Raw genomic sequence first — 23,206 nt, 5'->3', positions numbered from 1 at the left:
TAACTGAGACCTTGCAATCGCAAGGTCTTTTATTTATCTGGTCCCCTTAAAATTTAAGGAGGAAAAGTCATGAATCCCACATGTAAGAAACGTTTGGGTGCAATTCGATTGGAAACCATGAAGGTGGTAGCACAGGAGGAAATCGCACCAGCAATTTTTGAATTAGTCCTAGAAGGAGAAATGGTTGAAGCTATGCGAGCAGGCCAATTTCTACATCTGCGTGTGCCTGATGATGCCCATCTCTTGCGTCGCCCTATTTCAATTTCGTCTATCGATAAGGTTAAGAAGCAGTGTCATCTCATTTATCGGATTGAGGGAGCTGGGACAGCTATTTTCTCAACCTTAAGTCAGGGAGATACTCTTGATGTGATGGGGCCTCAGGGAAATGGTTTTGACTTGTCTTACCTTAATGAGCAGAGCCAGGTTCTCCTTGTTGGTGGGGGGATTGGTGTTCCGCCCTTGCTTGAGGTTGCTAAGGAATTGCATGCCCGTGGTGTGAAAGTAGTGACAGTTCTCGGTTTTGCTAATAAGGATGCTGTTATCCTTGAAAAGGAATTAGACCAATATGGGCAGGTATTTGTAACAACAGATGATGGTTCTTTTGGCATCAAGGGGAATGTCTCCGTTGTTATCAAGGATTTAGACAATCAATTTGATGCTGTTTACTCATGTGGGGCGCCTGGAATGATGAAGTATATCAACCAAACCTTCTATAACCATCCAAGAGCCTATCTATCTTTGGAATCTCGTATGGCTTGTGGGATGGGGGCTTGCTATGCCTGCGTCCTAAAAGTGCCAGAAAGCGAGACGGTCAGCCAACGCGTCTGTGAAGATGGCCCTGTTTTCCGCACAGGAACAGTTGTATTATAAGGAGAAAATCATGACTAAAAATCGTTTACAAGTTTCTCTACCTGGTTTGGATTTGAAGAATCCAATCATTCCAGCATCAGGCTGTTTTGGTTTTGGACAGGAGTATGCCAAGTACTATGACTTAGATCTTTTAGGTTCTATTATGATCAAGGCGACAACCCTTGAATCCCGTTTTGGCAATCCAACTCCAAGAGTGGCAGAAACACCCGCTGGTATGCTTAATGCGATTGGCTTACAAAATCCTGGTTTGGAAGTTGTTTTGGCTGAAAAGTTACCTTGGCTGGAAAGAGAATATCCAAATCTTCCTATTATTGCCAATGTAGCTGGTTTTTCAAAACAAGAGTATGCGGCTGTTTCTCATGGGATTTCCAAGGCGGCTAATGTAAAGGCTATTGAGCTCAATATTTCTTGCCCCAATGTAGACCACTGTAATCATGGACTCTTGATTGGTCAAGATCCAGATTTAGCTTATGACGTGGTGAAAGCAGCGGTGGAAGCCTCTGATGTACCAGTTTATGTCAAACTAACACCTAGTGTGACGGATATCGTCACCGTCGCAAAAGCTGCAGAAGCTGCAGGAGCAAGTGGCTTGACCATGATTAATACTCTGGTTGGTATGCGCTTTGACCTCAAAACTAGAAAACCAATCTTGGCTAATGGAACAGGTGGGATGTCTGGCCCAGCAGTCTTTCCAGTAGCCCTTAAACTCATCCGCCAAGTCGCCCTAACGACAGACCTGCCTATTATTGGAATGGGAGGAGTGGATTCGGCAGAAGCTGCACTAGAAATGTATCTGGCTGGAGCATCTGCCATTGGAGTTGGAACAGCTAACTTTACCAATCCATATGCCTGTCCTGACATCATCGAAAATTTACCAAAGGCTATGGATAAATATGGTATTAGTAGTCTAGAAGAACTACGTAAAGAAGTAAAAGCCAGCCTTAGATAAGCTAGACTATCCTTATTGTCAATAAGACATATAATTTTCATCCTTTAACTATGTTAGAATATAGTTAATTACGAATGATGTAGATGAATTTCTACTTAGGGGAGTAAAATGAAGAGAACACTACTTGTAAGCACGGCAGTGCTTGCATTGGCAATTGTGCCAACAACATCAGTCTTTGCTGAAGATAGTAAAACAACAGACCAAAGTCAAACGACGAATAAGAGTCAGTCTGTGGACAAAAATCAGTCTAAAGATAAAAATCAGACTCTAGCATCAGAAGAGAAAAAAGTTGTTGAACATACAAAGAATGAAGCTGAAAAGACGGAAAAAAAGAAAGAACCAGTTGTTGTAAAAGAAAATAATTCTAAAAAAGAGGCTATTTCAAATAAAGAAAAAGTTGAAGAAGCTCATAAGAATGGTTGGCAGAAAGAGCATGGGAAATGGCTTTTTTATGAGAATAATCAACCAATCAAAAACTGGAAAAAGATTGCGAGTGTCTGGTATTTCTTTGATCAACATGGAATCATGGCCAGCAATAGAATTGTTAATGACTATGCTTTTCATACTAGTGGAGCAATGGTAGAAAATTCCTGGGTGAAAATTACTGATAAATGGTATTATGCTACAGATTCAGGAAAGATTGTTCGTAATAGATGGGAAAAAATTAGCAATGTTTGGTATTACTTCAAGCAAGATGGAGTTATGGCTAGCAATGTTCTAGTGAACGATTATCTTCTTAATAGTAGTGGAGCAATGGCTCAAAATGCTTGGGTGAAGAATACTGATAAATGGTATTATGCTACAGATTCAGGAAAGATCCTTCGTAATAAATGGGAAAAGATTAAGGGCACATGGTACTATTTTAACAGTGATGGTGTGATGGCTAGTAATCAGTGGAAAGATGCTTACTATCTAAAAAATAGTGGAGCAATGGCTGAAAAAGAATGGATTTTTGATAAATCTTATAATAGCTGGTTTTACCTAAAATCAGGTGGTGCTTATGCTTCACGTGAATGGATTGGTGCTTATTACCTCAAATCTGGTGGTTATATGGCCAAGAATGAATGGATTTTTGACTCTAACTACAATGCATGGTACTACCTAAAAGAAGATGGAAGCTATGTTACTGGTAGTTTTAACATCAAAAATAAAGAGTACTTCTTCCAAGATAACGGAAAGTGGATTCAAAGTCCAAAATATTTTAAGGTTAAACCAATCACAGCCTATATTTATAGCGAATCAGGAGATATTTTGAGCTATGTCAATCAGGGAAGTATTGTGACCTATGATGGCTCTAAAAGCAAGGGTAGTCGTCTAGCTGTTTCAATATCAGGCTTGTCCGGTTATATGAATCAAAGTGATTTGGCTTTAGTTGATGAAGGAAGTGAGTTTATTCCTCACTATACTACAGATGGAAGATTCCTATATCATGAACTTTCTCCATACACTAGTATTCGGGTAGCTCCACATACTTCAGCCATGAAAATTGGTAAGAAGTATTATTCAAAGGATGGAGAACATTTCGATGGGTTTACTATCAAAAATCGTTTCCTTTTCAAGAATTTAACTGAACCAACCAACTATAGTGCGGATGAATTAAATAGAGTTTATTCGATGATGAATATCCGAAACAGCCGTCTTGCTGGTAAAGGAGCAATTTTTAAAGAAGCTGAAAAACGTTATGGTGTCAATGCTCTCTATTTAATGGCTCATAGTGCGCTAGAAAGTGCTTGGGGACGAAGCCAAATTGCTAATGATAAAAATAACTTCTTCGGAATAGCTGCTTACGATACTAGTCCCTATGATTCAGCTAAGAAATTTGATGATGTAGATAAAGGAATTCTTGGTGCGGCCAAGTGGATTCGTGAGAACTATATTGACCGTGGAAGAGATCACCTTGGAAATAAAGCGACGGGAATGAATGTACGCTATGCATCAGATCCGTACTGGGGTGAAAAAATAGCTAGTATCATGATGAATATCAATAGTCGACTTGGTGGAAAAGATTAAAAGATAAGCAACGATAACTGCTGAAAAAGTGGTTGTCGTTTTTTTATTTTTCCGTAGATTTAAGAAGATAAAATGGAGTTAAGTATAGTCAAAAAGCCGTTGCAAAGCGGTTTTTTTGTTATAATGAAGGGAAGAATTATTGATATTAAAGGAGAAAAACATGACATTTGAAGAAATGCTGCCTGGCTTAAAGGCTAAGAAAAAATATGTACGAATTGGTTGGGGAGGTGCTGAAAACTATGTCCAGCTTTTTGATACTATTGAACAAAACGGGGTTGCACTGGAAGTGACACCTTATTTCCTAATCAACGTGTCTGGAGAAGGAGAAGGTTTTTCCATGTGGAGTCCGACACCTTGTGATGTTTTGGCGACAGATTGGGTAGAAGTGCATGACTAGACGTGTATTCATTACAGGAGTGAGTTCAGGGATTGGTCTGGCTCAAGCTCGACTCTTTTTAGAAAAGGGCTATCAAGTTTATGGAGTGGACCAAGGTGAAAATCCATTCCTACAAGGTGATTTCCATTTTTTACAGAGAGATTTGACCTTGGACTTGGAGACTATTTTTGATTGGTGTCCTCAGGTGGATGTTTTGTGCAATACTGCTGGCGTTTTGGATGATTATAAACCACTTTTGGAACAGACAGCGCAGGAAATTCAAGAGATTTTTGAAATCAACTATATGACTCCTGTTGAGTTGACTCGCTATTACTTGACACAAATGCTGGAGAATAAAAAAGGGACCATTATCAATATGTGCTCCATTGCTTCGAGCCTAGCAGGTGGCGGTGGACATGCCTATACTTCTTCGAAGCACGCCTTGGCAGGCTTTACTAAGCAGTTGGCTCTAGACTATGCTGAAGCTGGGATTCAGGTCTTTGGTATCGCTCCAGGAGCAGTCAAGACAGCTATGACCGCTGCAGATTTTGAGCCAGGAGGCTTGGCTGACTGGGTTGCTAGTGAAACACCAATCAAGCGTTGGATTGAACCAGAGGAAGTGGCAGAAGTCAGTCTCTTTTTGGCCAGTGGAAAGGCATCTGCCATGCAGGGGCAAATTCTGACAATGGATGGTGGCTGGTCTTTGAAGTAGGAGGATCTGATGGAAATCAAAAATCACAGAAGAGAATGCATCGCAAGAAGTCTTGAAAGTCAAAGCAGAATTATTAGGATTTCCAGAACTGGACAAAACCTCTTACATGAATTGGAAGGTGAATGATGAGAAACCAACTAGCTCTTAGTGGTGAAAAAATTATTGAAAAAGTTTATCCTCAACTATTTCATCACATTGGCATGATTCGTGGGGAATACTTATTGAGGGAGCTTAACCAAAACATCCTGTTACCAAGTTGTCAGCAATTTGTAAAAGATTATCTAGATACTATTTGCTCCTTGTACTCAGATGAAGAGGTATGGTACCGTTTTTCTGAATTAACGAATACAGAAGCCAATTGTTTAGAGGGGACTAAAGAGTATTTTTACGAAAATCATCCCTTGTTTGGCTATAGAGGAACCAGGCGTTTACTGGCGTGTTTGGATGAATTTCAGGCTGAAGCACATGTCGTTACAGAAGTTTATCAAACAAATCCCAATCTGTCTGTTATTTTTCCTTTTGTCAATGATGCCGACCAATTAAAACAAGCTATTACAGTATTACGTCAGCATGGTTTTACTGGGAAAGTCGGCACAATGATTGAATTACCTTCAGCTTATTTTGACTTGGACAGGATGCTGGAAACGGGTATTTCAAAGATTATAGTTGGAATGAATGATTTGACTTCTTTTGTTTTTGCGACTGTGAGAAACAGTCAATGGCATGATATGGAAAGTCCAATTATGTTAGATATGTTAAGAGATATGCAGGATAAAGCAAGGATGAAAAAGATTGACTTTGCTGTAGCAGGATATCTGAATGCTTCTTTCATACAAAAAATGAATCAGATGGGTATCGAACGCATTCTCCATTACAGCTCTATTCCAGAGATTTTTGATTTAGAAATTGACCATCCAGACCATCTTAAACACATAAAAGAAGAAAGTAAAAAATTACAAAGGAGCACCCATGACACCGCAAGAAATGTGGAATGCATACAAGAAAACTAACCCCTCTATAGGAGATGAAATCGATGCTTGGGCTTTTGGAGTAGATGCCGATCTCTTGGCAGATTTGGTTTTAAGAGGCGAAAAAACTGCAACAGCATCAGCCTACGATCTCTATGCACTAGAAGCCGAGTCTCTTCCTCAAGAAGGAACTTTTGATGTCATTTTAGATAGTCAAAATCAGGCTGTCTGTATTGTCGAAATTACAAAGGTTTCTGTCCAGCCCTTCAATCAAGTTTCTGCTCAACATGCCTTTAAGGAAGGGGAAGGTGACAAATCCCTAGCCTATTGGCGGCAGGTTCATGAGGATTGTTTCGCCGAGTGGTTGAGAGAAGCAGGACTGACTTTTACACCTGAAAGCAAGGTTGTTTTAGAAGAATTTCGCAAGGTCTACCCACTGTAGACTGCTAGAAGGAAGAAAGTTTTGGAAATGACCGTCCAATCCTTTTTTCTTAAGCAAAACATGATATAATAAGTTTGTTTGAAGAAGAGCTCTAGCTCTTAAACTTAGATAGGAGAAAACTATGCAAGCAGTTGAACATTTTATTAAGCAATTTGTTCCTGAACATTATGATTTATTTTTAGACTTGAGTCGTGAGACCAAGACTTTTTCAGGAAAGGTGACTATTACTGGTCAAGCACAGAGTGACCGTATTTCCCTTCACCAAAAAGACTTGGAAATCGCTTCTGTAGAAGTTGCAGGGGTAGCTCGCCCATTTACAGTTGACCATGACAATGAAGCCCTTCATATTGAATTGGCTGAGGCTGGTCAAGTTGAAGTGGTTATCGCTTTCTCAGGAAAAATCACAGACAACATGACAGGGATTTACCCTTCTTATTACACAGTTGATGGAGTCAAGAAGGAAGTCTTGTCTACTCAGTTCGAGAGCCATTTTGCGCGCGAAGCTTTTCCATGTGTGGATGAACCTGAAGCTAAAGCGACTTTTGATCTTTCTCTTCGTTTTGACCAAGCAGAAGGTGAATTGGCCTTGTCTAACATGCCAGAAATCGATGTTGAAAAACGTAAGGAAACAGGCATCTGGAAGTTTGAGACAACACCTCGCATGTCTTCTTACTTGTTAGCCTTTGTAGCAGGTGATTTGCAAGGGGTAACAGCGAAAACTAAAAACGGTACCCTCGTAGGTGTTTATTCAACCAAAGCTCATCCACTATCAAACCTTGATTTCTCACTGGATATCGCTGTTCGCTCTATCGAGTTTTACGAAGATTACTATGGAGTTAAGTACCCGATTCCTCAATCTCTCCACATCGCCCTTCCTGACTTCTCAGCTGGAGCTATGGAAAACTGGGGTCTTGTGACCTACCGTGAAGTTTACTTGGTTGTGGATGAGAACTCTACCTTTGCCAGCCGTCAACAAGTTGCTCTTGTTGTGGCCCATGAATTGGCTCACCAATGGTTTGGTAACCTCGTAACTATGAAATGGTGGGATGACCTTTGGCTCAATGAAAGCTTTGCTAATATGATGGAATACGTCTGTGTAGATGCTATTGAAACAAGCTGGAATATCTTTGAAGATTTCCAAACAGGTGGTGTTCCGTCTGCCTTGAAACGTGATGCGACGGATGGCGTTCAGTCTGTTCATGTCGAAGTTAAACACCCAGACGAAATCAATACGCTCTTTGATGGCGCTATCGTCTATGCCAAAGGAAGTCGCCTCATGCATATGCTTCGTCGTTGGCTAGGTGATGCCGATTTTGCCAAAGGTTTGCATGCCTACTTTGAAAAACATCAATACAGCAATACAATTGGTCGTGACCTTTGGGATGCTCTTGGTCAAGCGTCTGGACGTGATGTTGCAGCTTTCATGGATTCTTGGTTGGAACAACCTGGTTATCCAGTTCTCACTGTCAAAGTTGAAAATGATGTCTTGAAGATTTCGCAAAAACAATTCTTTATCGGTGAGCACGAAGACAAGAACCGCCTCTGGGTTGTGCCACTCAATAGCAACTGGAAAGGCTTGCCTGATACACTAGAAACTGAAAGCATCGAAATCCCTGGCTACGCAGCCCTTCTTGCTGAAAACAAAACAGTACTTCGTCTCAATACTGAAAATACAGCCCACTACATTACAGACTATCAAGGAGACTTGTTGGATGCAGTTCTTGCTGACCTAGTTGAGCTTGATAACACAAGTAAACTGCAAATCGTCCAAGAACGTCGTTTGCTTGCTGAAGCAGGGCACATTTCTTATGCAGACTTGCTTCCAGTACTTGATAAACTTGCTAAAGAAGAATCTTACCTTGTTGTTTCAGCAGTTTCTCAAGTAATTTCTGCTCTTGAGCGCTTTATCGATGAAGGTACAGAAGCTGAAACAGCCTTCAAAGCCTTGGTTGCTAAATTGGCTCGTCATAATTATGACCGTCTTGGTTTTGAAGCTAAAGATGGCGAATCAGATGAGGATGAATTGGTTCGTCAGTTGGCTGTTTCTATGATGATTCGTTCAAATGATGCAGAAGCTAGTCAAGTCGCTAGCCAAATCTTCGCGGCTCACAAGGAGAATCTTGCAGGACTTCCAGCAGCTATTCGCTCACAAGTTCTGATCAATGAGATGAAACATCATGAGACTAAAGACTTGTTAGCACTTTATCTTGATACTTATACTCATGCAACAGATGCTGTCTTTAAACGCCAGTTGGCAGCTGCTCTTGCATACAGTACAGATGCGGATAATATCCAAAACTTGATTGCTTCTTGGAAGGACAAATTTGTGGTCAAACCACAAGACTTGTCTGCTTGGTACTTCCAGTTCTTAAGCCATCAAGCAACTCAGGAAACAGCATGGTCTTGGGCTCGTGAAAACTGGGCTTGGATTAAGGCAGCCCTTGGAGGAGATATGAGCTTTGATAGCTTTGTTATCCTTCCTGCACACGTATTTAAGACTCAGCAACGTTTGGCAGAGTACAAGGAATTCTTTGAGCCACAACTTTCTGACCTTGCTCTTAGCCGTAACATCGGTATGGGAATCAAGGATATTGCAGCGCGTGTTGACTTGATTAACCGTGAAAAAGCTGCAGTGGAAGCAGTCGTTCTTCAATACGGAAATGCATAAATAAGCCTAAAATAAAAAGAAAACTCAGCTATCTCATGTAAAATGCAGAGAGTTGAGTTTTTTTTAAGGCAAATTTGGTATAATGGTTTTAATAAGGAGGAGTTTCTCATGATAAAAATCTTATTGGTTGAAGATGACCTAGGTCTGTCAAATTCAGTATTTGACTTTTTAGACGATTTTGCGGATGTCATGCAGGTATTCGATGGGGAAGAAGGTCTCTACGAAGCTGAAAGTGGCGTCTATGATTTGATTTTGCTCGATTTGATGTTGCCAGAAAAAAATGGTTTCCAAGTCTTGAAAGAATTACGTGAAAAGGGGATTACGACTCCAGTTCTGATCATGACTGCCAAGGAAAGTTTGGATGATAAGGGACATGGATTTGAACTAGGAGCGGACGATTATCTGACCAAACCATTCTACCTAGAAGAACTCAAAATGCGGATTCAAGCCCTTCTCAAACGTTCAGGTAAATTTAATGAAAACACCTTGACTTATGGAAATATTGTAGTTAATTTGTCAACAAATACCGTTAAGGTTGAAGATACTCCTGTCGAATTGCTGGGCAAAGAGTTCGATTTACTAGTTTATTTCCTTCAAAATCAAAATGTTATTTTGCCTAAGACTCAGATTTTTGATCGTTTATGGGGATTTGATAGTGACACAACGATTTCGGTTGTCGAAGTCTATGTTTCAAAAGTCCGTAAGAAATTAAAAGGAACCACTTTTGCAGAGAATTTGCAAACCTTGCGTAGTGTTGGGTATATTTTAAAAGATGTTCAATAAACTAAAAAAAACATGGTATGCGGATGACTTTAGTTATTTTATCCGCAACTTTGGTGTCTTCACTCTGATTTTCTCTACCATGACCTTGATTATTTTACAGGTCATGCACTCGAGTCTCTATACTTCGGTGGACGATACGCTACATGGTTTGAGTAATAATCCTCAAGCAGTTATTCAGCTTGCTGTAAATAGGGCAACAGAAGAGATTAAAGATTTAGAGAATGCCGCTACAGATACTAGCAAGACGGAGATAAAACCAAATGTTAGTTCTAACACAGAAGTCATTCTTTTTGATAAGAATTTTACCCAGCTCCTTTCTGGAAACCGATTTTTGGGCTTGGATAAGATTAAACTAGAGAAAAAAGAACTAGGTCATATCTATCAGATTCAGGTTTTTAATAGCTATGGACAGGAAGAAATCTATCGCATGATTTTGATGGAAACGAATATCAGTTCGGTTTCAACCAATATCAAGTATGCAGCTGTCTTGATTAATACCAGTCAGTTGGAGCAGGCCAGTCAAAAGCACGAGAAATTGATTGTGGTCGTGATGGCTAGTTTCTGGATTTTGTCTTTACTTGCCAGTCTCTATCTAGCTAGAGTCAGTGTTCGTCCTCTGCTTGAGAGCATGCAGAAGCAGCAGTCCTTTGTGGAAAATGCCAGTCATGAGTTACGAACTCCACTTGCTGTTTTGCAAAATCGCTTAGAAACCCTTTTCCGTAAGCCAGAAGCTACCATTATGGATGTGAGCGAAAGCATTGCCTCGAGTTTGGAAGAAGTTCGAAACATGAGGTTTTTGACGACGAACTTGTTGAATTTAGCTCGTAGAGATGATGGGATTAAGCCGGAACTTGCAGAAGTTCCAACTAGCTTTTTCAATACGACTTTCACAAACTATGAGATGATTGCTTCGGAAAATGACCGTGTCTTCCGTTTTGAAAATCGTATCCATCGAACAATTGTCACAGATCAACTTCTTTTGAAACAACTGATGACCATCCTATTTGATAATGCTATCAAATATACTGAGGAGGATGGTGAAATTGATTTTATGATTTCAGCGACTGATCGTAATCTTTATTTGTTAGTTTCTGACAATGGAGTCGGTATTTCAGCAGAAGATAAGAAGAAAATTTTTGATAGATTTTATCGAGTTGATAAGGCTAGAACCCGCCAAAAAGGTGGTTTTGGTTTAGGTTTATCCCTAGCCAAGCAAATTGTAGATGCCCTAAAAGGAACCATTACTGTTAAAGATAATAAACCGAAAGGAACAGTCTTTGAAGTGAAGATTGCCATCCACACACCATCTAAAAAGAAAAAATAAAAATATCGCTCCAGCTGGGGCGATATTTTGGATTTATCTTCTACGTTTTCGCTTGATAATAAATCGTTGAACTTTTAAGACAAGTAAGCTGGCTCCGATTGCTGCGGTAAAGGCAAGAGCAGTTGATAATTTTAATGCTAAAAAGATAAAACTAAAGATAGCAATACAGATACAAAAAACAGCGATATTAACAAAAAATAGGATTTCCTTGAGATTGGCATCAGATTGCGCTTCAGGTGTATAATCTTGATAGCGAGGAACCTGCTGGCTTAATTCTTCTTGATTGTCTACCTCATAGGACTGTAATTTTCTTACGGGCATTATTCTCTCCTTAACAGTACATACCTATTTTATCATTTTTTCAGCAGAGAATTATTACAGAAAGGTTACAATAAGAATAAAGTCCCTTTTCAAAATCACTTTTCTTGACACTATAATGTGAAAATGATAGGATGGATAGACACTCAATACTTATTAATATTCATAATTGATTATATTACTAAGAAAATAGAGCTACCAATTGATTCATTTTTAGGAAAATTATTTCCTTATTTTCTTTATTTTATTTAATTTGATTAGTGAGATTTGTTTTGAATACAGAGACAGATTTTCTGTCTCCTATTTTTATAGTAGTGAGGTGTCTAATTGATACCTCTTGGAAAAGTTAAAGGAGATAAGCATGTATCTTGCTATCAAAGAAATATTACGAAACAAACTTCGATATAGTTTGATTCTAACTACTATTTTTCTTATCGCTTTTATGGTCTTTTTTATGACCAGTCTAGCTCTTGGTCTTGTGCTAAACAACCGAGCCGCTATTGATAATTGGCAAGCGACGGGTGTGGTTTTATCTGACTACGCAAATGATAATTTGACAGCATCTTTTATTCCTGAAAAGGACTACAAGGATAAGAGTTCTAAAGAGGCTGCTCCACTAGGGTATATGTTTGCTGTGACTAATCTAGTCGATGATAGTGAAAAGGTCAATGTTTCCATCTTTGCTCAAGAGTGGGACGCTTTTATCTCTCCTAGTTTGACGGAGGGCCGTTATCCTGAAGGGGATGATGAGGTGGTCGTAGATCAGTCCTTTGAAAACTATGGAATGAAGTTGGGTGATGCCATTCAGCTCAATGGAAGCGAAGTAAGTTACAAGATTGTAGGGCTGACTAAAGGAAATAAGTTTTTTACTGAGCCAGTTGTATTTACGAGTTTGACAACTTATTGGACCTTACAAGGAACTTTAAAATCTAATAAATCCATCTCTGCCTTGGTATTGAAAAATGATATAGAAGTGGCTGGCGATGGACTGAAACAGATTTCTATTCCAAAAATGATATCGAAAATTCCTGGTTACACACCTCAGGTTAATGTATTTTCAGGGATGATTCTTGCTATGATTGTCATCACAGGCTTGATTGTGGGTATATTTGTTTATATCATTACCATACAAAAACTAGGACTTTATGGAATAATGCGGGCTCAGGGAATACAGATCAAAACCATTGTATGGTCTCTTTTCTGTCAAATCTTCTTCCTAGCTGGTATGGGAATTTCTCTAGCCTTGCTGGCTATTGGAGGAGTGATTTTGTTTTTACCAGCTACCTTCTTTTTCTACCCAAGCTGGATAGCTTACTCTGTCCTAAGCTTGGTGATTTGTTTGATGGCCATGCTAGGTGGTGTCATTTCACTTCCACGCTTGCTAAAGGTGAACCCGATTACTGCGATTGCAGAATGATAAGGAGAATAGTATGACAGCATTGATTGAAATGACTCAAGTGACAAAAACGTACGGGGAAGGAAAGATGAAAGTCGTAGCTCTACATGAGACGAATTTTCAGCTAAATGCAGGAGAGTTCGTGGCTATCGTTGGGCCTTCAGGTTCTGGAAAGACGACCTTTCTAACGACTCTAGGACAACTTCAGGAAGCGTCGAGTGGAAAGATTTTAGTTAAGGGTAAGGAAACAGGCAATTTGACGGAGAAGGAGAAAACAGACCTCCGTTTTAGAGAGTTTGGCTTCATTCTCCAGGCGTCAAACTTAATTCCTTTTCTAACGGTCAAGGAACAGCTGGATTTGATTGACAGACTGGATAAGGGAAAAAATAGTAAAAGTGACCGGAAAGAACTTTTTGACTTGTTGGATTTGGAAAAAGTACAAGATCAGTATCCCAAGGCATTGTCAGGTGGAGAACGTCAACGAGCTGCGATTGCTAGAGCCCTCTATAACAATCCAAGCATTGTGCTTGCCGATGAGCCAACAGCCAGTCTGGATACCGAGCGTGCCTACCAAGTTACGGAGATGTTGTCGGCCATTGCCCATGAACAAGGAAGAGGAGTTGTCATGATTACACATGATACACGCCTTCTTGATAAGGTTGACCGTATTTATGTCATGAATGATGGTCACCTAGTTGAAAAATCACTTGCATAAAATGAGAGTGGACAGTGCTAGTTACTGTTCACTTTTTGATTGCAAACCTTAAAAAATGACTTTGCCTTTTTAGAAAATTCCTAGTATTCATAGCTGATTTTCCAGAAATATGGTATAATTTTTCTTATGGAAAAGATTATCATTACAGCAACTGCTGAAAGTATTGAACAAGTTAAACAACTGCTCGAAGCTGGCGTAGACCGTATCTATGTCGGTGAGAAAGATTTTGGCCTTCGTCTGCCAACAACCTTTAGTCATGACCAATTGCGTGAAATCGCTAAGCTGGTTCATGATACTGGTAAGGAATTGATCGTTGCGGTTAACGCCCTCATGCATCAAGATATGATGGACCGTATCAAGCCTTTCCTAGACTTCTTGGAAGAAATCAAGACAGACTACATTACGATTGGGGATGCAGGTGTCTTTTATGTGGTCAATCGAGACGGTTATTCATTTAGGACCATCTACGATGCATCAACCATGGTAACTAGCAGTCGTCAGATAAATTTCTGGGGACAAAAGGCTGGTGCATCTGAGGCTGTTTTGGCGCGTGAAATTCCATCTGCTGAACTCTTCAAAATGCCAGAGATTTTGGAAATTCCTGCTGAAGTTTTGGTTTACGGTGCTAGTGTCATCCATCATTCTAAACGTCCGCTCTTGCAAAACTACTATAACTTCACGCATATCGATGATGAAAAGACTCGCAAGCGTGACCTTTTCTTGGCAGAGCCAAGTGACCCTGAGAGCCATTATTCCATTTTTGAAGATAATCATGGTACCCACATTTTTGCCAACAATGACCTTGATTTGATGACAAAATTGACAGAATTGGTAGAGCATGGTTTTACTCACTGGAAATTAGAAGGTCTCTATACACCTGGTCAGAACTTTGTTGAGATTGCAAAACTCTTTATCCAAGCGCGTAGCTTGATTCAAGAGGGTAACTTTAGCCATGACCAAGTCTTCTTGCTGGATGAAGAAGTTCGTAAACTTCACCCTAAAAACCGTTTCCTTGATACAGGATTCTATGATTACGATCCTGATATGGTTAAATAGGACATCAAAACCCGAAATAAAAATGTTCGGGTTTTTCCAGTGTATCCATGAAATAAAAACGGATACATGTTATAATAAAAGTAGCTCTTTAATGGAGGTGTTTGAGTGGAAAATCTGAAGAAAATGGCAGGTATCAAGGCTGCTGAGTTTGTCAAGGATGGCATGGTTGTCGGACTGGGAACGGGTTCTACTGCCTATTATTTTGTCGAAGAAATCGGTCGTCGTATTAAGGAAGAAGGATTGCAGATTACAGCTGTAACGACTTCTAGTGTGACTAGTAAACAGGCTGAAGGGCTTAATATCCCACTCAAGTCTATTGACCAAGTAGACTTTGTTGATGTGACAGTCGACGGGGCGGATGAAGTGGATAGTCAGTTTAACGGAATTAAAGGCGGTGGTGGTGCCCTTCTGATGGAGAAGGTTGTCGCAACGCCCTCAAAAGAATATATTTGGGTGGTGGATGAAAGCAAGCTGGTTGAGAAACTAGGTGCTTTTAAATTGCCAGTAGAAGTGGTTCAGTATGGTGCAGAACAGGTCTTTCGTCGTTTTGAGCAAGCTGGCTACAAACCAAGCTTCCGTGAAAAAGATGGCCAACGTTTTGTGACCGATATGCAAAACTTTATCATTGACCTTGCCTTGGATGTCATCGAGGATCCAATTGCTTTCGGACAAGAATTGGACCATGTCGTTGGTGTTGTAGAGCACGGATTATTCAACCAAATGGTTGATAAGGTCATCGTTGCTGGACGAGATGGGGTTCAGATTTTAACTTCAACAAAAGCAAACTAATCAACATAATAAGGAGACACATTATGTCAAAATTTAATCGTATTCACTTGGTGGTATTAGATTCTGTAGGAATCGGTGCTGCACCAGATGCTAATAACTTTGTCAATGCAGGAGTTCCAGATGGAGCTTCTGACACATTAGGACACATTTCAAAAGCAGTTGGTTTGAATGTCCCAAACATGGCTAAAATCGGTCTAGGAAATATTCCTCGCGAAACGCCTTTGAAGACTGTAGCAGCTGAAAGCAATCCAACAGGTTATGCAACAAAATTGGAGGAAGTATCTCTTGGTAAGGATACTATGACTGGACACTGGGAAATCATGGGACTCAATATTACTGAGCCTTTCGATACTTTCTGGAATGGATTCCCAGAAGAAATCTTGACAAAAATTGAAGAATTTTCAGGACGAAAGGTTATTCGTGAAGCTAACAAACCTTACTCAGGAACAGCTGTTATCGATGACTTTGGACCACGTCAGATGGAAACTGGGGAGTTGATTATCTATACTTCGGCTGACCCTGTTTTGCAAATTGCTGCTCACGAAGACATTATTCCTTTGGATGAATTGTACCGTATCTGTGAATACGCTCGTTCGATTACCCTTGAGCGCCCTGCCCTTCTAGGTCGCATCATTGCCCGTCCATATGTTGGTGAACCAGGTAATTTCACTCGTACGGCAAATCGTCGTGACTTGGCCGTATCCCCATTTGCACCAACTGTTTTGGATAAATTGAATGAAGCTGGTATCGATACTTACGCTGTTGGTAAAATCAATGATATCTTTAACGGTGCGGGTATCAACCATGACATGGGCCACAACAAGTCAAACAGCCACGGAATTGATACATTATTGAAGACCATGGGACTTGTTGAATTTGAAAAAGGATTCTCCTTCACAAACTTAGTTGACTTTGATGCCCTTTACGGTCACCGTCGCAATGCTCATGGTTACCGTGATTGTTTGCATGAGTTTGATGAACGCTTGCCTGAAATTATCGCAGCCATGAGAGAGAACGACCTTCTTTTGATTACTGCTGACCATGGAAATGACCCAACCTATGCAGGAACAGACCACACTCGTGAATATATCCCACTTTTAGCTTACAGCCCTGCCTTTAAAGGAAATGGTTTATTGCCTGTCGGTCATTTCGCAGATATTTCAGCGACTGTTGCCGATAACTTTGGTGTTGAAACAGCCATGATTGGGGAAAGTTTCTTAGATAAATTGGTATAAGATGACGCGCTATGCTTTGCTGGTTAGAGGCATCAATGTTGGTGGTAAGAATAAGGTCGTCATGGCGGAGCTTCGTCAAGAATTGACAGAGTTGGGACTGGAAAAGGTTGAAACTTATATCAATAGTGGCAATATTTTCTTTACATCGACAGTTCCCAAAGTACGATTGGTTGAAAAGTTAGAGGCTTTCTTTGAAGTCCATTATCCATTTATTCAGAGCTTTTCTTTGCTGAGTCAGGAAGATTATGAAGAAGAGCTGAATAATCTGCCAGATTGGTGGAACGAAGACTTGGCACGAAAAGATGTCCTCTTTTACACTGAGGGATTGGGTGTGGCTCAAGTCATTGAGACAGTTGAAAGTTTGGAATTGAAAGATGAAATCGTTCATTTTGGAAGACTTGGGATTTTCTGGGGAAAATTCTCTGAAGAATCCTATTCTAAGACTGCCTATCACAGGTACTTGTTCAAGATGCCTTTCTATCGCAACATTACCATTCGCAATGCTAAAACTTTTGACAAAATCTGTCAAATGCTAAAAAATAATAAAGGAGATACACAATGACATTTTTAGATAAAATCCAAGAAACATCTGCTTTTCTGAAAGACAAGGGAATCCAAGCACCTGAGTTCGGTCTAATCCTTGGATCAGGACTGGGAGAACTGGCAGAAGAAATCAAAAATCCAGTTGTAGTAGATTATGCAGAAATTCCAAACTGGGGGCGTTCAACAGTAGTCGGTCACGCTGGTAAATTGGTTTATGGTGAACTTGCAGGTCGCAAGGTCTTGGCTCTTCAAGGGCGCTTCCATTTCTACGAAGGAAACCCTCTGGAAGTTGTGACTTTCCCAGTTCGTGTCATGAAAGTTCTTGGATGTGAAGGTGTCATTGTAACCAATGCAGCTGGCGGTATTGGATATGGGCCTGGTACTTTGATGGCTATCTCAGACCATATCAACATGACAGGTCAAAACCCATTGATGGGTGAAAACTTGGATGAATTTGGTCCTCGTTTCCCAGATATGTCTAAGGCCTACACACCAGAATACCGTGCTACTGCCCATGAAGTGGCTAAAAAACTTGGTATCAAGCTTGATGAAGGTGTCTATATCGGTGTTACTGGTCCAACTTATGAAACACCAGCAGAAATCCGTGCTTATAAGACACTGGGAGCAGATGCAGTTGGTATGTCGACTGTTCCTGAAGTTATTGTGGCAGCCCACTCAGGCTTGAAAGTTCTCGGTATTTCATGTATTACTAACCATGCAGCTGGTTTCCAAGAAGAACTCAACCACGAAGAAGTTGTAGAAGTGACGGAACGTGTTAAAGGTAATTTCAAAGGCTTGCTTAAAGCGATTCTTGCAGAATTGTAATCATGTTAAAAGACTTGAGGAGATTTTTTCGAAAGATTCCTTATAATTTTAGATTATTCATAGCAGTAATTCTGCAAGGAATAGTTTCGGGTTTATCTGGTATTTTTCTCCATTATCTTTTAGAGATAGTAGAGAGTCTAGCTTTTGGTCAGTCAGAACATCATAGTGGATTTTTGACAGATGGAGTTTCCTCGTTACGGATAGGATTAAGTTTAATAATTGTGGGTTTTGCCTCATCCTTGGTATGGTATTTCTTGCAAAAAGGGTCTAAGATTTATTCTATCAAAGCTCAGATGAAGGATGAGACTTCACAATACAAGCTTCATTTTTTAAGACAGCTATTTCATTCAATTTGGCAGATTATTGCAGTTGGAGGGGGAGCGCCTATTGGTAAAGAAGCTGCGCCACGAGAGATTGGAACTCTATTTGCAGGGCCAATTGGAAAAATATGTTTTCTCTCTAAGAAGGATCAAATCTTTCTCCTTGCTTGTGGTGCTGGTGCTGGTTTAGCGGCTGTCTATCAGGTTCCATTAACAAGTGTCTTCTTTGTTTTTGAAACCCTAGGAATTGCTCTATCTATTAAACGATTTGTCTTAATCGGTTTGACTACCTATGTTTCAACCTATATAGCAGGCTTGGTTATTTCAGATCAGGCTCTCTACCAGATTCCATCCCTCTCATGGTCATTAAAGGAAATATGGATTATTCCCTTATTACTTCTTTTCTTAACTCCACTAGCTTGGTTTTTTGGTCGCTTAAGTAAAGAAATGTCTTCAAACAGGATAAAAGATAAACGAGTACTTCTCACATTGCCTACAGCTTTTCTTTTTCTTGTTGGATTGGCAAGTTATTTTCCACACCTACTTGGAAATGGACGGATGATGGCTCAGGAGATTTTAAATGGTAGCAGTGGCCAAACAGTGCTTCTCATGTTTTTCCTAAAAGCAGTGGTCGTTCTTATTACTCTTTGGGCAGGAGCCTATGGTGGTACACTCACACCATCTTTTGCTTTGGGGATGGCTGGAGCTGCACTCCTTGGCATAATTCTAGGTGGAGATAGCCATTTAACCATGTTGCTTTTGGGATCTGTTTGCTTTTTATCTGTGACCTTGAGGGCGCCCATTTCTGCAACCGGATTAGTTATAGGTTTCACTGGGCTAGGTATAGATTCTCTTCCGTATCTCTTAGTAACAGCTGTTTTAGCCTATGAATTTGCAAAAATGTTAGACCTCTTTCCTTGGGCTAGCATACTGTGTCAGAAGTTAAAGAATAAAGTAATTAGGTAGGAAATGCCGTTTCTTCTAATCAAGGATTTATCTTAAAAGATTAAAAACTATTGTCAGTTTATCAATAACTGTTTTAAATAAAAATGTAGTAGGTTTATCGGAGTCATGATTGAATACGATTTTTCCTAGCTATGAAATATAAAAATAATAAAAAGAAAGGTAGAGCGTGTGTTCTGATTTGAACACGAGCGGAAAACTTTTCTAAAAACTCAGAAGAGAAGGGGAGTTCGGGATTGAATTGAAGCCGCTCTAATCTTCTCAATATCATCAAAATTAAGAAAGGAAGGATGGGTAAACCGTATTTGCTGAACTGAATACGGGCGGAGAACTGTGTAAAAAAGATAAACTGTTTAGCATCTGCGATGCGTCATCAGTTTCTTATTTTTACTTTATTCTCTGTCGCTATCCTGAATATAAAAAAAGAAAGGTAGAGTGAGGTGTTCTAATTTGAACACGAGCGGAAAACTTGGAAAATAGATAATCTGACTGAGAAATCAGGATTTCTCGTCAGATTCCTAATTTTCAGTCGTTTTCTTGTCGCTCTTTGAATCATAAATTATGTCTATCCATATTGCTGCTCAGCAGGGTGAAATTGCTGATAAAATTCTTCTTCCTGGGGATCCTCTTCGTGCTAAGTTTATTGCGGAGAATTTCCTTGAAGATGCTGTTTGTTTTAACGAAGTGCGTAACATGTTTGGTTACACTGGTACTTACAAGGGCCACCGTGTATCTGTCATGGGAACTGGGATGGGGATGCCATCGATTTCGATTTATGCGCGTGAGTTGATTGTTGACTACGGTGTGAAGAAATTGATTCGTGTGGGAACTGCAGGTTCTTTGAATGAAGATGTCCACGTTCGTGAATTGGTTTTGGCGCAGGCAGCTGCAACCAACTCAAACATCGTCCGTAATGACTGGCCACAGTACGATTTTCCACAAATCGCTAGTTTTGATTTACTAGATAAGGCCTACCATATTGCCAAAGAACTTGGTATGACAACCCACGTTGGGAACGTTTTGTCATCTGATGTTTTTTACTCAAACTACTTTGAAAAGAATATCGAGCTTGGTAAATGGGGAGTCAAGGCTGTGGAAATGGAAGCAGCAGCTCTTTACTATCTTGCTGCTCAACACCATGTTGATGCGCTAGCTATTATGACTATCTCTGATAGCTTGGTCAATCCAGATGAAGACACGACTGCAGAAGAACGCCAAAATACCTTCACCGATATGATGAAGGTTGGATTAGAAACCTTGATTGCAGAGTAAAATGTAAAAGAAAATCCTGATTTCAAGTAAAATCAGGATTTTTTCATGGATGCAATTTTTTCTGGGTCTGGTGTGACACGGAGGGTCTTTTGTCCTGTGTAAGTGACAAAACCGGGTTTGCCACCAGTTGGTTTGTTGAGTTTCTTTACTTCAATCATATCTACCTGCACGAGATTTGACAGGCGACCTTGAGAGAAGTAGGCGGCCAACTCTGCTGCGTCTGTCTTGACTTCATCAGATGGGTCAAGATTTCCTGAGATGACAACATGGCTTCCAGGAATATCCTTGGCATGGAACCAAAGTTCCTCCTTGCGGGCCATTTTAAAGGTTAGCTCCTCATTTTGCAGGTTATTGCGTCCGACATAGATGATGGTTTTGCCATCGCTTGCTAGATACTGTTCTGGTTTTTTTCGTTTCTGAATTTTCTCTCGCTGTCTTCTGCGGATAAAACCTGTTTGGATTAATTCTTCGCGGATTTCAGCGATTTCTTCCAGTCCAGCTTGGTTGAGGACGGTCTCCACACTTTCCAGATAGAGAATGGTTGCCTTGGTTTCCTCAATCAGATCAGTCAAGTATTTGACAGCTTCTTTTAATTTCTGATAGCGTTTGAAATAGCGTTGGGCATTCTGGTTGGGAGTCAGAGCCTTATCAAGTGCAATCGTGATAGGTTGGTTGGTGTAGTAGTTGTCTAGGATAACCTGGTCTTGGTCGTTAGGCACTTGGTGGAGGAAGGTTGTTAGCAATTCTCCTTTTTGGCGAAATTCTTCAGCATTGTCTGTCGCCAGTAACTCTTTTTCTTGTTTTTTAAGCTTATGACGATTTTTTTGAAGTTCATTTTCAACACGACGAATGAGTTCACTGGCTTGCTGTTTGACGCGGTCGCGCTCAGCCTTATCCTTATAGTAGGTGTCCAACAAATCAGAAAGACTGGTAAAAGGTTCTCCCACCTGATTTGCAAAAGGAACTGGACTGAAGGAAGTCTTAGTCAAGCATGGCTTGGTTTCTTGATTGAAAAAGTTACGGAAAGTAGACAGTTTTTCACTAACCAGTATACTTTCCAATTCATTTGCCGTATCGCGTCCCAGACCTTGAAAGAGGCTTTGAAGATGTTTAGCTGTCGTTTCCTGTGTTTGCAGGATTTCAAAGAGTTTCTCGTCCTTGACCGTGAAAGGATTGAGAGATTCCGTGCTTGGCGGAGCGATATAGGTTGAGCCAGGAAGTAAAGTACGGTAGCTATTTTGCGAAAATCCAACGTGTTTGATAACTTCGAGGATTTTATGACTGCTTTTATCGACCAGTAGAATATTACTGTGTTTCCCCATGATTTCGATAATCAAGGTAGCCTGAATATGGTCTCCAATCTCGTTTTTATTGGAAACTATCATTTCCACAATACGGTCATTTTCCACTTGCTCAATAGACTCAATCAGGGCACCCTGCAAATATTTTCTCAAAACCATGATAAAGGTGGAAGGTTGGGCTGGATTTTCAAAAGTCGTTTGGGTCAGCTGAATGCGTCCAAAAACTGGATGGGCAGAAAGGAGCAGGCGATGACTTTGGCGATTGCTACGGATTTGCAAGACCAACTCTTGTTCAAAAGGCTGATTGATTTTCTGAATGCGACCATTCACTAACTCTCTTCGCAATTCCTCAACCATGTGGTGTAAAAAAAATCCGTCAAATGACATCGTTCTCTCCTTGTGATTGTATTCCATAGTATTATATCAAAAAGGTAGAATAAAATCATGGAAATGTGGTATAATAAAGCCAAGTAAAGAGAAACGAGAAGCACATGTATATTGAAATGGTAGATGAAACTGGTCATGTTTCAAAAGAAATGTTGCAACAAACCCAAGAAATTTTGGAATTTGCAGCCCAAAAATTAGGCAAAGAAGACAAGGAGATGGCAGTCACTTTTGTGACCAATGAGCGTAGTCATGAACTTAATCTTGAGTACCGTGACACAGACCGTCCGACAGATGTTATCAGCCTTGAATATAAGCCAGAGTTGGAAATTGCCTTTGACGAGGAAGAGTTGCTTGAAAATCCGGAATTGGCAGAGATGATGTCTGAGTTTGATGCCTATATTGGGGAACTGTTCATCTCTCTCGATAAGGCTCATGAGCAGGCCGAGGAATATGGCCATAGCTTTGAGCGTGAGATGGGCTTCTTGGCAGTACACGGCTTTTTACATATCAACGGCTATGATCACTACACTCCGGAAGAAGAAGCGGAGATGTTCGGTTTACAAGAAGAAATTTTGACAGCCTATGGACTCACAAGACAATAAACGAAAATGGAAAAATCGTGACCTGATATCCAGTTTAGAATTTGCTCTCACAGGAATTTTTACTGCTATCAAGGAAGAACGCAATATGCGAAAACATGCAGTGACGGCTCTTGTAGTCATCCTTGCAGGTTTTGTTTTTCAGGTGTCACGAATCGAATGGCTCTTTCTCCTATTGAGCATTTTCTTAGTAGTAGCCTTTGAAATTATCAATTCTGCTATTGAAAATGTGGTGGATTTGGCCAGTCACTATCACTTTTCCATGCTGGCTAAAAATGCCAAGGATATGGCGGCTGGCGCGGTATTAGTAGTCTCTCTTTTTGCAGCCTTAACAGGCGCATTGATTTTTCTCCCACGAATCTGGGATTTATTATTTTAAACAGTA

Annotated in this window: 23 protein-coding genes and 1 pseudogene; 22 read left to right on the top strand and 2 right to left on the bottom strand. The window is 40.2% G+C overall.

Going from position 1 to position 23,206, the window contains the following annotated elements; all coding sequences use genetic code 11:
• Positions 1-69: 69 nt before the first annotated feature.
• The 11 genes and pseudogenes from HMPREF2701_RS08305 (at position 70) to ciaH (ending at position 11,102) form a co-directional block, all read left to right on the top strand.
• The gene (locus HMPREF2701_RS08305) at positions 70-870 is read left to right on the top strand and encodes a dihydroorotate dehydrogenase electron transfer subunit (protein WP_070482746.1); all 801 of its coding nucleotides are present in this window, start codon (positions 70-72) and stop codon (positions 868-870) included.
• Entirely contained in the window at positions 833-1,819 is a 987-nt protein-coding gene (locus HMPREF2701_RS08300) for a dihydroorotate dehydrogenase (protein ID WP_164993735.1), read from the top strand. The genes HMPREF2701_RS08305 and HMPREF2701_RS08300 overlap by 38 nt, the downstream gene beginning before the upstream one ends.
• 108 nt (positions 1,820-1,927) lie before the next feature.
• On the top strand, positions 1,928-3,829 hold the full coding sequence (locus HMPREF2701_RS08295) for a glucosaminidase domain-containing protein (RefSeq protein WP_070482744.1): 1,902 nt from the start codon (positions 1,928-1,930) through the stop codon (positions 3,827-3,829).
• A 160-nt stretch (positions 3,830-3,989) separates the two neighbouring features.
• Positions 3,990-4,226, top strand: coding sequence for a DUF2829 domain-containing protein (locus HMPREF2701_RS08290; protein WP_061589936.1), 237 nt, complete (start codon positions 3,990-3,992; stop codon positions 4,224-4,226).
• Positions 4,219-4,917, top strand: a complete 699-nt coding sequence (locus HMPREF2701_RS08285; RefSeq protein WP_049488690.1) for a 3-oxoacyl-ACP reductase — start codon at positions 4,219-4,221, stop codon at positions 4,915-4,917. The genes HMPREF2701_RS08290 and HMPREF2701_RS08285 overlap by 8 nt, the downstream gene beginning before the upstream one ends.
• A gap of 19 nt (positions 4,918-4,936) precedes the next feature.
• A pseudogene (locus tag HMPREF2701_RS11560) lies at positions 4,937-5,065 on the top strand (NUDIX hydrolase); the annotation flags it as partial.
• Positions 5,043-5,927, top strand: coding sequence for a putative PEP-binding protein (locus HMPREF2701_RS08280; RefSeq protein ID WP_061589935.1), 885 nt, complete (start codon positions 5,043-5,045; stop codon positions 5,925-5,927). The pseudogene HMPREF2701_RS11560 and the gene HMPREF2701_RS08280, both read left to right, overlap by 23 nt.
• A complete protein-coding gene (locus tag HMPREF2701_RS08275) occupies positions 5,887-6,327 on the top strand; it encodes an ASCH domain-containing protein (protein ID WP_061589934.1) in 441 nt (146 codons plus the stop codon). The genes HMPREF2701_RS08280 and HMPREF2701_RS08275 overlap by 41 nt, the downstream gene beginning before the upstream one ends.
• Positions 6,328-6,448: 121 nt before the next feature.
• Positions 6,449-8,995 (top strand): M1 family metallopeptidase, encoded by a 2,547-nt coding sequence (locus HMPREF2701_RS08270; protein WP_070482739.1) that lies wholly within the window; start codon positions 6,449-6,451, stop codon positions 8,993-8,995.
• A gap of 108 nt (positions 8,996-9,103) precedes the next feature.
• Positions 9,104-9,778, top strand: coding sequence for a two-component system response regulator CiaR (gene ciaR / locus HMPREF2701_RS08265; protein WP_000590639.1), 675 nt, complete (start codon positions 9,104-9,106; stop codon positions 9,776-9,778).
• Complete coding sequence (gene ciaH / locus HMPREF2701_RS08260; protein ID WP_070482737.1) at positions 9,768-11,102, top strand: two-component system sensor histidine kinase CiaH; 1,335 nt, start codon at positions 9,768-9,770, stop codon at positions 11,100-11,102. Before ciaR ends, ciaH begins: the two co-directional genes overlap by 11 nt.
• 33 nt (positions 11,103-11,135) lie before the next feature.
• Here ciaH and HMPREF2701_RS08255 read toward each other — a convergent pair whose 3' ends face one another.
• Positions 11,136-11,423, bottom strand: a complete 288-nt coding sequence (locus HMPREF2701_RS08255; protein ID WP_042751319.1) for a DUF3270 domain-containing protein — start codon at positions 11,421-11,423, stop codon at positions 11,136-11,138.
• 358 nt (positions 11,424-11,781) lie between these two features.
• Here HMPREF2701_RS08255 and HMPREF2701_RS08250 point away from each other — a divergent pair, with 358 nt between their 5' ends.
• From HMPREF2701_RS08250 to deoD, 9 genes are all read left to right on the top strand, one after another.
• Positions 11,782-12,837, top strand: coding sequence for an ABC transporter permease (locus tag HMPREF2701_RS08250; protein ID WP_061589931.1), 1,056 nt, complete (start codon positions 11,782-11,784; stop codon positions 12,835-12,837).
• A 13-nt stretch (positions 12,838-12,850) separates the two neighbouring features.
• On the top strand, positions 12,851-13,531 hold the full coding sequence (locus tag HMPREF2701_RS08245; protein ID WP_070482735.1) for an ABC transporter ATP-binding protein: 681 nt from the start codon (positions 12,851-12,853) through the stop codon (positions 13,529-13,531).
• Between the two features lie 126 nt (positions 13,532-13,657).
• Positions 13,658-14,587, top strand: a complete 930-nt coding sequence (locus HMPREF2701_RS08240) for a peptidase U32 family protein (RefSeq protein WP_070482734.1) — start codon at positions 13,658-13,660, stop codon at positions 14,585-14,587.
• A 105-nt stretch (positions 14,588-14,692) separates the two neighbouring features.
• Positions 14,693-15,376 (top strand): ribose-5-phosphate isomerase RpiA, encoded by a 684-nt coding sequence (rpiA, locus tag HMPREF2701_RS08235; protein WP_061589928.1) that lies wholly within the window; start codon positions 14,693-14,695, stop codon positions 15,374-15,376.
• Positions 15,377-15,399: 23 nt separating this feature from the next.
• On the top strand, positions 15,400-16,611 hold the full coding sequence (locus HMPREF2701_RS08230) for a phosphopentomutase (RefSeq protein WP_061589927.1): 1,212 nt from the start codon (positions 15,400-15,402) through the stop codon (positions 16,609-16,611).
• A 1-nt stretch (position 16,612) separates the two neighbouring features.
• Positions 16,613-17,173: a DUF1697 domain-containing protein gene (locus HMPREF2701_RS08225; RefSeq protein ID WP_061589926.1), complete on the top strand. Its 561-nt coding sequence runs from the start codon at positions 16,613-16,615 to the stop codon at positions 17,171-17,173.
• The gene (locus HMPREF2701_RS08220) at positions 17,170-17,979 is read left to right on the top strand and encodes a purine-nucleoside phosphorylase (protein WP_061589925.1); all 810 of its coding nucleotides are present in this window, start codon (positions 17,170-17,172) and stop codon (positions 17,977-17,979) included. The genes HMPREF2701_RS08225 and HMPREF2701_RS08220 overlap by 4 nt, the downstream gene beginning before the upstream one ends.
• A 2-nt stretch (positions 17,980-17,981) precedes the next feature.
• Positions 17,982-19,265, top strand: coding sequence for a chloride channel protein (locus HMPREF2701_RS08215; protein WP_061589924.1), 1,284 nt, complete (start codon positions 17,982-17,984; stop codon positions 19,263-19,265).
• 558 nt (positions 19,266-19,823) lie between these two features.
• Positions 19,824-20,534 (top strand): purine-nucleoside phosphorylase, encoded by a 711-nt coding sequence (gene deoD / locus HMPREF2701_RS08210; RefSeq protein ID WP_000022097.1) that lies wholly within the window; start codon positions 19,824-19,826, stop codon positions 20,532-20,534.
• A 32-nt stretch (positions 20,535-20,566) separates the two neighbouring features.
• Here the strand turns inward: deoD and pavA are convergent, their stop codons facing one another.
• Entirely contained in the window at positions 20,567-22,222 is a 1,656-nt protein-coding gene (pavA, locus tag HMPREF2701_RS08205; protein ID WP_061589923.1) for an Rqc2 family fibronectin-binding protein PavA, read from the bottom strand.
• A gap of 104 nt (positions 22,223-22,326) precedes the next feature.
• Between pavA and ybeY the strand changes: the two genes are divergently transcribed.
• Both ybeY and HMPREF2701_RS08195 read left to right on the top strand, forming a co-directional pair.
• Complete coding sequence (gene ybeY / locus HMPREF2701_RS08200) at positions 22,327-22,824, top strand: rRNA maturation RNase YbeY (RefSeq protein ID WP_061589922.1); 498 nt, start codon at positions 22,327-22,329, stop codon at positions 22,822-22,824.
• A complete protein-coding gene (locus HMPREF2701_RS08195) occupies positions 22,805-23,200 on the top strand; it encodes a diacylglycerol kinase family protein (protein ID WP_000378166.1) in 396 nt (131 codons plus the stop codon). The genes ybeY and HMPREF2701_RS08195 overlap by 20 nt, the downstream gene beginning before the upstream one ends.
• The last annotated feature ends 6 nt before the right edge of the window (positions 23,201-23,206 follow it).

This window comes from Streptococcus sp. HMSC077D04 (assembly GCF_001808785.1).
In the GTDB taxonomy this organism is placed as follows: domain Bacteria; phylum Bacillota; class Bacilli; order Lactobacillales; family Streptococcaceae; genus Streptococcus; species Streptococcus mitis_BX.
Note: the sequence above shows the minus strand (reverse complement) of the source record. Positions and strands in the feature narration are given on the sequence as shown.